At 63.0% G+C, this 13,056-nt stretch carries 12 protein-coding genes; 6 read left to right on the top strand and 6 right to left on the bottom strand.

Annotation, left to right across the window (positions count from 1 at the left end):
• Positions 1–38: 38 nt before the first annotated feature.
• The 3 genes from ABIB36_RS04110 to ABIB36_RS04120 all read right to left on the bottom strand — a co-directional run bounded on the left by ABIB36_RS04110 (position 39) and on the right by ABIB36_RS04120 (position 3,993).
• Positions 39–1,916, bottom strand: a complete 1,878-nt coding sequence (locus ABIB36_RS04110; RefSeq protein ID WP_354559222.1) for an ABC transporter ATP-binding protein — start codon at positions 1,914–1,916, stop codon at positions 39–41.
• 73 nt (positions 1,917–1,989) lie between these two features.
• Positions 1,990–2,787 (bottom strand): putative protein N(5)-glutamine methyltransferase, encoded by a 798-nt coding sequence (locus ABIB36_RS04115; RefSeq protein WP_354559223.1) that lies wholly within the window; start codon positions 2,785–2,787, stop codon positions 1,990–1,992.
• An 81-nt stretch (positions 2,788–2,868) separates the two neighbouring features.
• The gene (locus ABIB36_RS04120) at positions 2,869–3,993 is read right to left on the bottom strand and encodes a TDT family transporter (RefSeq protein ID WP_354559224.1); all 1,125 of its coding nucleotides are present in this window, start codon (positions 3,991–3,993) and stop codon (positions 2,869–2,871) included.
• A gap of 131 nt (positions 3,994–4,124) precedes the next feature.
• On the opposite strand from ABIB36_RS04120, the gene ABIB36_RS04125 reads away from it, so the two are divergent.
• From ABIB36_RS04125 to ABIB36_RS04135, 3 genes are read left to right on the top strand one after another with little or no spacing between them, the layout of a single operon-like run.
• Positions 4,125–4,940 carry a pentapeptide repeat-containing protein gene (locus tag ABIB36_RS04125; protein ID WP_084345004.1) on the top strand — a complete coding sequence of 272 codons (816 nt, stop codon included), beginning with the start codon at positions 4,125–4,127 and terminating at the stop codon, positions 4,938–4,940.
• Positions 4,941–4,988: 48 nt separating this feature from the next.
• On the top strand, positions 4,989–5,435 hold the full coding sequence (locus ABIB36_RS04130; RefSeq protein ID WP_306294081.1) for a glycosyltransferase family 2 protein: 447 nt from the start codon (positions 4,989–4,991) through the stop codon (positions 5,433–5,435).
• Positions 5,436–5,466: 31 nt separating this feature from the next.
• Positions 5,467–5,685, top strand: coding sequence for a hypothetical protein (locus ABIB36_RS04135; RefSeq protein WP_354559225.1), 219 nt, complete (start codon positions 5,467–5,469; stop codon positions 5,683–5,685).
• A gap of 22 nt (positions 5,686–5,707) precedes the next feature.
• On the opposite strand, the gene ABIB36_RS04140 is transcribed toward ABIB36_RS04135, so the two are convergent.
• From ABIB36_RS04140 to pdhA, 3 genes are read right to left on the bottom strand one after another with little or no spacing between them, the layout of a single operon-like run.
• Positions 5,708–6,949 carry a dihydrolipoamide acetyltransferase family protein gene (locus ABIB36_RS04140; protein ID WP_354559307.1) on the bottom strand — a complete coding sequence of 414 codons (1,242 nt, stop codon included), beginning with the start codon at positions 6,947–6,949 and terminating at the stop codon, positions 5,708–5,710.
• A 1-nt stretch (position 6,950) separates the two neighbouring features.
• Positions 6,951–7,985, bottom strand: a complete 1,035-nt coding sequence (locus ABIB36_RS04145) for an alpha-ketoacid dehydrogenase subunit beta (RefSeq protein ID WP_354559226.1) — start codon at positions 7,983–7,985, stop codon at positions 6,951–6,953.
• Entirely contained in the window at positions 7,982–9,076 is a 1,095-nt protein-coding gene (gene pdhA, locus ABIB36_RS04150; RefSeq protein ID WP_354559227.1) for a pyruvate dehydrogenase (acetyl-transferring) E1 component subunit alpha, read from the bottom strand. The genes ABIB36_RS04145 and pdhA overlap by 4 nt, the downstream gene beginning before the upstream one ends.
• Positions 9,077–9,392: 316 nt before the next feature.
• On the opposite strand from pdhA, the gene ABIB36_RS04155 reads away from it, so the two are divergent.
• From ABIB36_RS04155 to ABIB36_RS04165, 3 genes are all read left to right on the top strand, one after another.
• Positions 9,393–10,433, top strand: a complete 1,041-nt coding sequence (locus ABIB36_RS04155; protein ID WP_084345000.1) for an iron ABC transporter substrate-binding protein — start codon at positions 9,393–9,395, stop codon at positions 10,431–10,433.
• Positions 10,434–10,504: 71 nt separating this feature from the next.
• Positions 10,505–12,019 carry an ABC transporter permease gene (locus ABIB36_RS04160; RefSeq protein WP_179142138.1) on the top strand — a complete coding sequence of 505 codons (1,515 nt, stop codon included), beginning with the start codon at positions 10,505–10,507 and terminating at the stop codon, positions 12,017–12,019.
• A complete protein-coding gene (locus ABIB36_RS04165) occupies positions 12,016–13,056 on the top strand; it encodes an ABC transporter ATP-binding protein (RefSeq protein ID WP_354559228.1) in 1,041 nt (346 codons plus the stop codon). Before ABIB36_RS04160 ends, ABIB36_RS04165 begins: the two co-directional genes overlap by 4 nt.

The raw sequence follows: 13,056 nt of genomic DNA on the forward strand, positions 1-13,056 counted from the left end.
CCGGGTCACTCCGCAGGCTGCGCTTCCACCCACCCGGGTCACTCCGCAGGCTGCGCTTCCACCGAAAACTGGGTCCGATGCAGCTCCTCGTAGCGTCCCCCCGCTGCGAGGAGTTCGTCGTGGGTACCGCGCTGGACGATCCGGCCTGCTTCGACGACCAGAATGACGTCGGCGGCACGGATGGTCGACAGTCGGTGGGCGATCACCACGGACGTCTTCCCTGCCAACGCTTCGCTCAGCGCAGCCTGGACGGCGACCTCCGACGTCGAGTCCAACGACGCAGTGGCCTCGTCGAGAATCACCACACGCGGGCGCGCGACGAGTAGACGTGCGATCGTCAGTCGCTGCCTCTCTCCGCCGGACAACCGGTACCCACGCTCGCCGACGACAGTGTCCAGCCCGTCGGGCAGCGAAGCGACGAGATCGCTCAACCTGGCCCGGTTCAGCGCATCCCACACTTCCTCGTCCGTCGCGTCCGGTCGCGGCAACACGATGTTCGCTCGGATGGTCTCGTGGAACAGATGCCCGTCCTGGGTCACCATCCCGACTGCACCGCGAATCGACTCGGCGGTCAGGTCGCGCACGTCTACACCGGCGAGGCGTACTGCGCCACTGTCGACGTCGTAGAGCCGTGCGATCAACTGGGCGATCGTCGATTTACCTGCACCCGAGGTGCCGACGAGTGCCACCATCTGGCCGGGCTCCGCGCGGAACGACACACCGTGCAGAACTTCCTCGCCGCCTCGTGAATCGAGCGTGGACACTTCTTCGAGCGAGGCCAGGGACACCTTGTCTGCCGACGGGTAGGCGAATCGGACGTCGTCGAGTTCCACCGATACCGGCCCGTCGGGAACGTGTGTCGCGTCGGGCTTGTCCTGGATCAACGGAACCAGGTCGAGAACTTCGAAGACTCGCTCGAAGCTGACGAGCGCACTCATGATCTCGACGCGGGCGCTGGCCAGCTGCGTCAACGGCGAATACAGCCGAGTGAGTAGCAAGGACAGCGCCACCACAGAGCCGGGGTCGAGCTGACCACGGAGAGCGTAGAAACCGCCGAGCCCATAGACCACGGCGAGCGCAAGTGCCGAGACGAGCGTCAACGCCGTGATGAAGACCGTCTGCACCATCGCGCTGCGGACGCCGATGTCGCGGACACGGGAAGCACGTACCGCGAACTCGGTGGATTCGATGTCGGGTTGGCCGAACAACTTCACCAGCGTCGCTCCCGGGGCGGAGAACCGCTCGGTCATCTGTGTGCTCATCGCCGAGTTGTGATCGGCCGCCTCACGTTGCAAACGCGCCAGCCGCCGGCCCATCCGCCGTGCGGGCATCACGAAGACCGGCAACAGAATCAGGGCCATCAGAGTGATCTGCCAGGAGATCCCGATCATCACGACCAGAGTCAGCACCAGGGTGACCAGGTTGCTCACCACTCCGGACAGAGTGTCGCTGAACGCCCGCTGGGCGCCGATGACGTCGTTGTTGAGTCGACTGACGAGGGCGCCCGTCCTGGTGCGGGTGAAGAACGCAATCGGCATCCGCTGTACATGGTCGAACACTGCGGTACGCAGGTCGAGGATGAGACCCTCGCCGATGTTCGAGGACAGCCACCGACTGAAAAGGCCGATAGCGGCGTCGACGATGGCGATGAGCCCGATCAGCAATGCCAGGCGCAGGACAACCTCGAACGCGTCGCCGTCGACGATTGCGTTGACGACTCGACCGGCGAGGACGGGCGTTGCGACCGCCAACGCCGCCAGCACGACACTGAGCAGCACGAATCCGATCAGCTTGCGGCGGTGTGGCTGCGCGAATGTCAATATCCTGCGTGCGGTCTCAGCCGAGAACTTCGTCTGTTGCGAGGAGGCATTCATCGTCCGATACATCTGGTTCCGCGCCGTGACTTCCATGCTCATGTCTTGACCGTAGAACCTCGATGAAATTCGAGTTCGAGCGGTTACCGTGGCGACGGTAGGCCGTGCAGCAGTTCTAGTGGCGGCGCGTCGGAATCGTTCCGAGCACGACCGTTGCATCGAGCTCATCCGAGCGCACCACGCGTGTGTCGAAGCCTGCCTCTCGAACGAGGCTCTCGGTCTCGGGCGCCTGCACCGCGCTGGTTTCGATCAGCAGATGACCGCCGGAGACAAGCCAGCGCGGTGCGTCCGCCGCCACGCGCCGCTGCACCTCGAGACCGTCTACGCCGCCGTCGAGGGCCACCATCGGTTCGTGATCGCGCGCTTCCGACGGCATCGAGCCGATCTCATCCGTCGGAACGTAGGGCGCATTTGCCACCACGACATCGACGTTGCCGCGCAGGTTCAGCGGTAGTGCCGCATACAAGTCACCCTGGTGCACCTGTCCACCGAGGGACTCGACATTGATTCGGGCGAACTCCAGAGCAACCGGATCCACGTCGGTGCAATGCAATTCGATGCCCGGGAGCCCGGATATCAGGGCGGCTCCGACGGCGCCCGAGCCGCAACAGATGTCGACCACGGTCTCGCTCGATAATGATGCGGCCTGCTCCACCAACAACTCGGTGCGTCGGCGAGGCACGAAAACGCCGGGGCCGACGGTGACGCGTATGCCACAGAACTCGGCCCACCCGAGCAACTGCTCCAGCGGGATCCCCGACGCGCGTCGGGAAACCATGTCTTCGAGTTCGGCGCCGCCGAATGCGGCGGTGAGCAACTGTGCTTCGTCCTCGGCGTAGACGCATCCGGCGGAACGGAGGATGTGGACGACGTCGAGGAGCAACAACGGATGGAGCGAGTCCTGTCGAATCATCGAGGAGCCTTCCGGGACGACCGTGTCCAGCGCCCTAACGACTGTGTGACTTTCGATTCGACTTTAACGCAGCTCCCATTCTCACGCAGGGAGAAAAATTCGGCCGGACACCGATCCGCGCACCGTGTTGGTCGCCACGACCGCCCATGCGATGACGAGGAGCACGAACAATGCGACAGCAAGCAGATGTAGCCCGGTACTGTTCGTTGCTGTTCCGAGAGCTGCTGCACCCGTAACGCAGGTGCCGACGGGGAAGGTGAAGCTCCACCAGGTCAGCGAGAACGTCAGTCCCTGCGACGCCGCCCTGACGGTCAATGCCGTGGCCGTCGCGAACACGAGCGCGCCGAATACTGCCATCACAATTCCGTACACGATCCCGAAAACATGCAGACCCGACGCGATCGCTGCATCGTCACCGGAAAACACCTTTGCCGAGACGGCGCCGAGCAGGTTCGCTGCGGTGATGGACTGGCCGATCAACCCCAGACAGATCCACACGGTGGGCATGGCCGCAAGCGGCGGAGTGCCGCCGCGAAGCAGGTGTCGCCCGATCAGCGCCATGGTGAACATGCCGACGGTCAGGCTCAACGCGAACATCGCGTAGCAGGCGACAAGAAGAACCAATCGTGGCCGACCGTCCATGTGCTGCAACAGGAATACTCCTGTCGAGGCAGACACCATGGGTGGGACGACGGGCATCAGCCAGGCCGGCAGTGGCGCAACGTGGGCGCGCGTAGCGATCATCCGCCATGGAATCCACACGGTGGTCGCCAGCCCCATCAGCGTGCCTGCAGTCCACAGGACTACGTCGATCGACAATGCCGCGCTCTGCCCCAAGACGTCTTTGCCGACGAGGAGCGTTCCGGCGCCGACCGTCAGAAACGCCATCGGTGGGGCCCCGTAGAACAGCGACGCAACGGGGTGTCGTGCGTATCGACGGGCATTGCCGCCGTGCAGGATCCAGTGCGCTGCGAAAGCGACGACCAGTGCGATCAACGCCGTCGACGCGATCGCCCACACGATCAGCGCGAATGAGTGAAGGCCGGTGACCTGCAGCGGAAGCGTCGCGGCTGCATTGGCGACGATCCCGGTACCCATGATCGATGCGAACCAGTTTGGGCCGAGGTGTTCGAGCACCTGCCCCGGACGGTCGAGGTTCTCGAACAGCCGCGTCCGCGATGAGGTCAGGGTGGCTGGTGCGGTCATGCCTCCACGTTGACTGCTCGATGGCGCGACCGGTAGAGGTCTTGCACTTGTGCGGCCACAATTTCTGATTGTTACGCCAGGTCGGTCGAGGTAATTTGACCGGCGCATCTGGGTCGGACCACAGTTGACGGGTGACTCCGCCCGCCCCACGACCCAACCTGCTCGCCGACTGTTCGAGCTGCTTCGGCCTCTGCTGTGTCGCGCTGCCGTTCGCCCGATCCTCCGACTTCGCGGTGAACAAGGATGCAGGCGAGCCCTGCCGCAATCTGCAGGAGGACTTTCGCTGCGGAATTCACACGAAGCTCCGCAGCTCGGGGTTTCGTGGGTGCACGGTGTACGACTGCTTCGGCGCCGGCCAACAAGTCTCACAGCACACGTTCGGCGGCCGAAGTTGGCGCGAGGACACCGCTCTTGCAGGTCGGATGTTCGAGGTCTTTCCAGTCGTGCGTGCGCTGCACGAACTGCTCTGGTACTTGACCGAGGCAGTCGGCATTCCAGCGGCAGAGCCCGTTCGTGCTCGACTGCAGAGCACGCTCGACGCCACCGAAGCACTGGCCGACGGGTCGGCCGAGGAGCTCGCACAACTCGACGTCGATCGACACCGAGCTCGAGTGAACGAGGTATTGCTGACAGCCAGCGATCTGGTTCGGGCGCAGGCGAAGGGCAAGAAGAAGAACTATCGAGGGGCGGACCTCATCGGGAAGAGGTTGACGGGTGTCGACTTGGCCGGTGCCAACTTCCGCGGCGCCTACCTCATCGCCGCCGACATGCGGGGGTCCGATCTGCGATTCGCCGACATGATCGGCGCAGACTTACGCGACACCGACCTCTCCGGCGCGGATCTTCGAAAGAGCTTGTTCCTCACACAGTTTCAGATCAACGCCGCCAAAGGCGATGCCGAAACCAGGATTCCCGACGCGCTGGAGCGTCCGCCGCACTGGGGCTAGGCGACGACACCGCATTGAGATAGGGCATTTCCGCTACCGTCGGCGGTCGTGCACGCCAACCAATTGTCTGTCATAGTCCCTGAGTACAACGAGGAAAACTACATAACCGCCTGCCTCGAAGCGCTACTCGAGCAGGGCGAAGATGTGGCTGAAATTCTTGTCGTGAACAACAATTCCACCGATTCGTCAGTCTCGATCGTCAAGTCCTTTGTGCGCGATTCAGCGAAGGTCGTCTTGCCCGATGAATTTAAGCGTGGTGTCGCATTTGCCAGGAATGCCGGGTTCGACGCCGCATCACACGACATTCTCGGCCGTGTCGATGCCGATTCCCGCGTATGCCCAGGTTGGGCTCGCACCGTCATCGACTACTTCGACCGTGGACACCGCGCAGATCGGCGCCGTGACAGGCCTCAACAATTCGTACGACTCCCCTTTCCGCTCACTGAAAGGTTGGTTCGTCGAAAAGCAGATTTCTCGTGGCGTATTCGGTGGTGAACGCAAGATTCAGAACATTCATGGCGCAAATATGGCAATCCGGCGCTCGACGTGGCTACAGGTGCGCGACTCGGTCAGCGTGCACCCAGACATTCACGAGATCGAGCGCGCACTTCGAATTCACTGGGCATGGCACGTGCTGCTCTTCGCGCAGCACAAGCCGTACGACACGGAGCGCGGTAGATACTCGCTCCGCTATATTCTCGGCCAGAACCGCGCACGCGGACTCCCGATCGACATGAACCGCTGACGTCGCGCGCTGGTCCGTGTGCTCAACTCAACGCGATCAAGTTCCTGGGGTCGGACAGCATCGATGCAATGTCGGCAAGAAATCTCGAACCTTGTTCGCCGTCGACGAGACGGTGATCGAACGACAAGCTCAAGGTGGTCACCGATCGTAACGCGATCTCCCCCTCGAACTCCCACGGTTGACGCCGAATTGCGCCGAAGCACAAGATCGCTGCCTCGCCGGGATTCAGAATCGGTGTTCCCGAATCCACCCCGAAGACACCGATATTGGTGATCGTGATCGTTCCTTCGGCGAGATCGCCGGGCCCGGTCTTGCCTTCTTTTGCCGTCCCGGTCAACGTGGCCAGTGCACACGCAAGATCTTTCAGGCCGAGCAGATGCGCGTTCTTGATGTTGGGCACCATCAGACCCCGCGGCGTGGCAGCGGCGATGCCCAGATTGACGTAGTGCTTGGTGACAACTTCCTGCCGGTCCTGGTCCCACTCGGAGTTCAAGCCCGGATTGCCCCGCAGCGCGACCAACAAGGCTTTGGCAACCATCGCCAACGGCGTCAAGCGCACCTCGCGGAAATGATCCGTGGTCCGCAGTGAGTCCAGTAGTTCGATGGTCGGTGTGACGTCGACGGTGATGAACTCGGTGACGTGTGGAGCCGTGAAGGCACTGGCGACCATCGCTGCGGCCGTGTGCTTTCGGACGCCTGCGATCGGAGTGCGAGTCTCATCCCTCCCAGCATCGACCTCCTCTGGAGCCCGGTCGAGATAGGCAGCGATATCTGCACGAGTGACGTCGCCATGCGCTCCGGTGGCGGGCACCTCGGCCAGATCGACGCCTTCCTGCTGCGCGACGTGCCGGACCGGCGGTGACGCCAACGGTTTGGCGGCAGCCGAATCGGCCACCGGAGGCGCGGGCTGTCTGCGGTTCGCTCGTTTGCTCGGCGCCACCCCGGCAACCCCGTATCCGACCAGGACGGGAATATGCTCTTCTTGTTGAGCCGGTTCTTCCGGCGCAGGATCGACCTCCGCTACTTGCGAGATATCGATCAGCGCGGTGCCGACCTCGACGGTAGTTCCCGGCTCCGCACGAAGAGCGGTGACGACGCCCGCGTAGGGAGAAGGCAGTTCGACACACGCCTTGACGGTCTCCACCTCGGCGATGACCTGGTTGAGTTCGATGGTGTCACCGACCTTGACCGACCAGTTGATCAGTTCGGCTTCGGTGAGGCCCTCCCCGAGGTCTGGAAGCAGGAAGCTCTTGACAGTCACCATGTCAGGTCTGCCCGAAAGCAAGTGCGCGGTCCACGGCGTCGAGAATCCGGTCGGCATCGGGAAGGAAGTGCTCCTCCAGCTTCGCCGGCGGGTACGGAGTGCTGAATCCACAGACTCGCAGTACCGGAGATTCGAGGCTGTAGAAACACTGTTCCTGCACGCGCGCAGCAACTTCCGCACCGATACCGAGGAAGGTAGCGGCCTCGTGCGTCACGACGAGTCGGCCGGTTTTACGTACCGAGGCGCTGATCGTGTCCATGTCGAGCGGCGAGAGAGAGCGCAAGTCGATGATTTCGATCGAATGTCCCTCCTCTGCAGCAATATCCGCTGCCTGAAGCGCGGTGGTCACCAGAGGTCCGTACGTGACGATCGTCGCGTCGGTGCCTGCGCGCACGACGCGCGCCTTGTGCAGCGGATAGGCATCGTCGAGTGAAGCCGTGACGTCGACCTCGCTCTTCTGCCAATAGCGCCGTTTGGGTTCGAAGAACAACACCGGATCGTCCGACGCGATGGCCTGCCGAATCATCGTATTGGCGTCGGCCGCGTTGCTGCAGCTGACAACGCGGAGGCCCGCGGTCTGGGCGAAGTAGCCCTCGGGGGACTCCGAGTGATGCTCGACGGCGCCGATACCACCTCCGTAGGGGACGCGGATGGTGATAGGCATCTTGACGTTGCCGCTGGTTCGATAGTGCAGCTTGGCCACCTGCGAAACAATCTGGTCGAACGCTGGATAGATGAAGCCATCGAACTGGATCTCGCAGACCGGGCGATAACCGCGAATGGCCAAACCTACTGCCATTCCGATGATTCCGGACTCGGCAAGCGGCGTGTCGATCACCCGGTTCGGCCCGAAGTCCTTCTGCAGCCCCTCGGTGATCCTGAAGACCCCACCTAGTTTGCCGATATCCTCACCGAGGAGGATCACCTTCGGATCTTCGTCCATGGCTCGGCGCAGGCCGGCGTTCAACGCCTTTCCGAGCGGAAGCGTCTTCGGCGCGATCGGGAGCGTCCTGGGCGCGGCGAGTGTTGCAGTCATGACCGTGCTCCTTCGAATCCGGCGAGATAGGCGGAATAGTGTTCCCGCTCTTCGCTTATCAGGGAATGCGGTTCGGCGTAGACGTGGTCGAACAGCGACATCGCCGACGGTTCGATCGTGCCGAGACATCCCGCTCGCAGCTGATCGGCCGTCGTGTCCGCGCGGTCCCGTACTCGGGACTGAAATTCCTCGTCCAGGCCACCTGCGCGCTCGAGCAGCAACCGGATCCGTTCGATCGGATCCTTACGCTTCCACTCGTCGTCGACTACGGCGGACCGATACCGCGTCGGGTCGTCGGATGTGGTGTGCGGACCCATGCGATACGTGAGAGCCTCGATCAGCGTCGGGCCGCTTCCTTCGCGTGCCCTGGCCAACGCGATACGGGTAGCTGCCAGAACTGCCAGGACGTCGTTGCCGTCCACGCGCAGGGACGGGACCCCGAATCCGCGCCCTCGCTCGGCAATGGTGATGTGGGTTTGAACCGATACCGGCGCCGAGATCGCCCACTGATTGTTCTGGCAGAAGAACACCACCGGTGCACTGAAACTGGCAGCGAATCCCAGCGCCTCGGAGATGTCACCCTGGCTGGTGGCGCCGTCGCCGAAGTAGGTGATGACAGCGCCTTCCGCTCCGTCGAACTTCATCCCCAGCCCGTAGCCAGCGGCATGCAGCCCCTGAGATCCGACGATGATGGCCGGCGTTGTCATGTTGTAGTCGTAAGGATTCCAGCCCGACTGTGTCGAACCACGCCAGAATCGGAGCATCTCCGTCGGGTCGACGCCCCGGCAGTATGCGACGCCGTGTTCACGGTAGCTGGCGAACACGAAGTCCTCGGAGTGCAGAGCGCGAGCCGAACCCACCTGCGCGGCTTCCTGACCGAGTAGCGGCGCCCACAGTCCGAGCTCACCCTGACGCTGCAACGCTGTCGCCTCGGCGTCGATGCGGCGAACCACGACGAGATCCTCGTACAGCTCACGCACGGTGTCGATCGTGACGTCCGCGATCGCGTCGCTGTACTCCGACTGGGGTGTCCGCTTGCCCTCCGGTGTGACGATCTGGATGAGCGTGTCGGCACTGCTGTTCGCGAACATGACCTCGCCTCCAATTCAACTGCACTGTTACCTACGACACAACTCGCAATCATCAGCTAGCGCAATAGTTGGTTTCCCAATTGAGCAGGGTGCACGGTTACGGCCTGGGCACGAGTGCTGACTTTGCGCTCGATGTGCCATCAGCCGGCTCTGACCAGGGGACGTGGGCTACTCCGCGTCACCTCGCCCGGATGACACGCACCACATCGCGAATCCAGCGCCCATCACCCCTGGTCGTTAGGTTTGCCAATCCTGGGTATGGCATCATTTTTGTAGACGGCTGGAAAGGTCCCGCTGCGCCGACAAAGGACATTCGATGAAAAGACGAAACGGACTGACGTCTGCGGTTGCACTTGCTGCTGCCGCTGTGTTGACCATGTCGGGGTGCTCGAATTCCGGATCGGACAACGAGACCGACTCTGGCGCGGCCAAGAAGATCACCGTGTACAACGCGCAGCACGAGTCGCTGACGCAGGAGTGGGCCGACGCCTTCACTGCGGAGTCCGGCATCGAGGTGGAACTGCGTAACGGCAGCGATTCCGAACTCGGCAACCAACTCGTAGCCGAGGGCGATCGGTCACCCGCAGATGTGTTCCTCACCGAGAACTCCCCCGCTATGACGCTGGTGGAGAACGCCGGGCTGTTCGCCGACGTGAACCAGGACGCCCTCGACCAGGTGCCGAGCCAATACCGTCCGTCGAGCAACAAGTGGACCGGCATCGCAGCCCGTTCCACCGTCTTCGCATACAACAAGGACATGTTGAAGCAGGATCAGCTGCCGAAGTCTCTGCTCGATCTGCAGGATCCCGCATGGAAGGACCGCTGGGCCGCCTCACCATCGGGCGCCGATTTCCAAGCAATCGTCAGCGCGCTGCTGGAGCTGAAAGGTGAAGACGCCACTCGGCAATGGCTGGCGGGGATGAAGGACAATGTCCGCACCTACAAGGGCAACAGCACGGTGATGAAGGCCGTCAATGCCGGTGAAATCCCGGGCGGGGTCATCTACCACTACTACTGGTTCGGGGATCAGGCCAAGACCGGCGAGAACAGCAACAACGTCGCACTCCACTACTTCAAGAACGAGGACCCGGGCGCATTTGTCAGCGTCTCCGGCGGGGGCGTTCTGGGATCCAGTTCGAAACAGGATGCGGCACAACAGTTCCTGAAGTTCATCACTGGTCGCCAAGGTCAGGACGTCTTACAGACCGGGACGTCGTTCGAGTACACGGTGGGCAGCGACGTCGCGGCAAACCCGGAGCTCGTTCCGCTGGCTGATCTACAAGCGCCGCAGGTGGACCCGGCGAAGCTCAACAGCCCGCAGGTTTCCGAACTGATGACCGAAGCCGGCCTGCTCTGAATCTCGAACTGATCGGCCGGCGACGGCCGAGGGAGTCGAATACGTTGCGTCGCGGGAGATCCCGACGTCGTATCTCGCTGCCCTTGGCCGTCGCCGCGCTCGTCGTGGCGGCCGCATCGATCATCCCGCTCGGGTACGTGATCGTAGAAAGTATCGACACGGGCTTCGATACTGCGTCGTCGTTGTTGTTCCGACCCAGGGTTGGGGAGCTACTCACCAACACGGTCTTGCTCGTCGTCATCACAGTGCCGATCTGCATCGTCATCGGCGTCATGGCTGCCTGGCTCGTCGAACGCACCCGAGTGTTCGGAGCCAAGGTCTGGGCAGTGCTGCTGGCGGCGCCACTTGCCGTACCGGCGTTCGTGAACAGTTATTCGTGGGTGAGTACCGTCCCCTCCCTCGGTGGCTTGCATGGCGGCGTTCTCATCGCGACGATGTCTTATTTTCCGCTGGTCTACATACCTGTGTCTGCGACGCTACGTCGGCTGGATCCAGCGGTAGAGGAGTCGGCGCGCGCTCTCGGAGCCGGTCCGTGGGCCGTGTTCTTCCAGGTCGTGGTGCCACAGTTGCGGCTGGCCATAGCCGGCGGGGCTCTGCTGGTTTCCCTGCACCTGCTCGCCGAGTACGGCGCGTTCGTCTTCATCCGGTTCGACACGTTCACCACCGCGATCTTCGATCAGTACCAGTCGACGTTCAACGGGTCGGCAGCGACGATGCTCGCCAGTGTCCTGGTATTGCTCTGTCTCACGCTGCTGGTGATCGAATCGGTCGTCCGGGGCAACGCGCGGTACGCCCGAATCGGCGCTGGTGCTGCGCGTCGGGCCGTCCACGCCGAACTCGGTTGGAAGAACTCGATGGTCGCGCTGTTGTTCCTCGCTGCGCTGATCGTCCTGTCCGTCGGTGTCCCGGTCGTCAGCGTCCTGCGCTGGCTCGTCATCGGCGGAGCCGCGGTGTGGGAGCTCGATTTCCTCGGCTCCGCGGTGGTCCAGACTGTCGGCTTCGGTGTTGCCGGCGCGGTAGTAACCTGCGTTCTCGCCTTCCCGATCGCCTGGATTTCGATCCGCCGCCGCGGGCGACTCAGTCGCATCCTCGAAGCCTGCACGTACATCTCGAGTTCGCTACCAGGAATCGTGGTGGCACTGGCATTCATCACCGTGTCCATCCGCTACCTGCAGCCGCTCTATCAAACAGTCACCGTCGTTATCGCGGCGTACGCACTGCTCTTTCTGCCCCGCGCGCTGGTGAACCTGAGAGCCGGACTTGCGCAGGCGCCCATCGGTCTGGAGGAGTCCGCACAGTCGCTCGGTATCTCACCGCTGTCGGCCTTCATCCGAGTGACGTTGCCGCTCGCTGCCCCAGCCACGGCGGCCGGTGGGGCGTTGGTGTTCTTGGGAATCGTCAACGAATTGACCGCGACTCTGCTGCTGGCACCGACCGGTACTCGTACCCTGGCCACGCAGTTCTGGTCACTGAGCAGCGAGATCGACTACGCCGGGGCGGCGCCGTACGCATTCATGATGATCGTGCTGTCGCTGCCCATGACCTACGTACTCTTCACTCAGTCGAAGAAGGTAGCCGGACTATGACCTACACACTCGAAGTGCACGGCCTCGACAAAAGGTTCGGACCTACGACCGTCTTGAACCAGATCGGATTCACCGTCGAGAGTGGATCCACCACCGCGATCGTCGGTCCATCCGGTTGTGGCAAAACGACGTTGCTTCGTCTGATCGCCGGATTCGAACGACCGGACGCCGGAACCATCGCACTCGCCGGCCGTGTCGTTGCCGGCGGAAGTTGGACGCCCGCACACCGGCGGTCGATAGGCTACGTCGCCCAGGACGGGGCATTGTTCCCGCACACCACTGTCGGTGCCAACGTCGGATTCGGGTTGCCCCGGCGGGGCCGGACCACAGCCAGAATCACCGAACTGCTCGAAATGGTCTCGCTGGACGCATCTTTCGCTACCCGTCGACCCGACCAACTCTCGGGCGGGCAGCAGCAACGCGTTGCGCTAGCTCGGGCCTTGGCCCGCGAACCCGAACTGATGTTGCTCGACGAACCGTTCTCAGCGCTCGACGCCGGGTTGCGGGCGCATACGCGTCGGATCGTCGCCGGCGTTCTGGAGAAGGCCGGAATCACCACGATTCTCGTCACTCACGATCAGCCCGAGGCGCTTTCGTTCGCAGACCGCGTGGCAGTGATGAGTGCAGGCCACCTCGCGCAGATCGGAACCCCCAGCGAAATCTATTCCACGCCCATCGACGTCCCCACCGCTCGATTCATCGGCGACGCCGTCGTATTGGCAGCGTTCGTCACCGCAGGCACGGCCCGCTGCGCCCTCGGCGACATCGCGGTCGCATCGAACAGCGCTCATGGCGACGTGCGCGTCATGGTGCGTCCGGAGCAGATAGAACTCACGCCGGACGGTACAGGCGTATCCGGAAGAGTGATCGACGTCGAATACCTCGGATCGGAGATGTTGCTCGGCATCCGCCTGGATACCGCAACTGGAACGGACACCGGACCGGTGACGGTCCGGCGCTTCGGTGCCACCACCCTCATCCCTGGGGACCACGTGCGCGTCCGTGTCGTCGGCCAGGCCGTGACCTACCCCGCCTGA

This window comes from Rhodococcus sp. UYP9 (genome assembly GCF_040547235.1).
GTDB lineage: Bacteria > Actinomycetota > Actinomycetes > Mycobacteriales > Mycobacteriaceae > Rhodococcoides.

What these genes read in the sequence shown, in the direction of transcription:
- ABIB36_RS04120 (WP_354559224.1), bottom strand. Translation starts at nt 3,993, where the DNA reads ATGACCGCACCAGCCACCCTGACCTCATCGCGGACGCGGCTGTTCGAG.
- pdhA (WP_354559227.1), bottom strand. Translation starts at nt 9,076, where the DNA reads ATGTTCGCGAACAGCAGTGCCGACACGCTCATCCAGATCGTCACACCG.
- ABIB36_RS04140 (WP_354559307.1), bottom strand. Translation starts at nt 6,949, where the DNA reads ATGGTGACTGTCAAGAGCTTCCTGCTTCCAGACCTCGGGGAGGGCCTC.
- ABIB36_RS04165 (WP_354559228.1), top strand. Translation starts at nt 12,016, where the DNA reads ATGACCTACACACTCGAAGTGCACGGCCTCGACAAAAGGTTCGGACCT.
- ABIB36_RS04145 (WP_354559226.1), bottom strand. Translation starts at nt 7,985, where the DNA reads ATGACTGCAACACTCGCCGCGCCCAGGACGCTCCCGATCGCGCCGAAG.
- ABIB36_RS04155 (WP_084345000.1), top strand. Translation starts at nt 9,393, where the DNA reads ATGAAAAGACGAAACGGACTGACGTCTGCGGTTGCACTTGCTGCTGCC.
- ABIB36_RS04110 (WP_354559222.1), bottom strand. Translation starts at nt 1,916, where the DNA reads ATGAGCATGGAAGTCACGGCGCGGAACCAGATGTATCGGACGATGAAT.
- ABIB36_RS04115 (WP_354559223.1), bottom strand. Translation starts at nt 2,787, where the DNA reads ATGATTCGACAGGACTCGCTCCATCCGTTGTTGCTCCTCGACGTCGTC.
- ABIB36_RS04135 (WP_354559225.1), top strand. Translation starts at nt 5,467, where the DNA reads ATGGCAATCCGGCGCTCGACGTGGCTACAGGTGCGCGACTCGGTCAGC.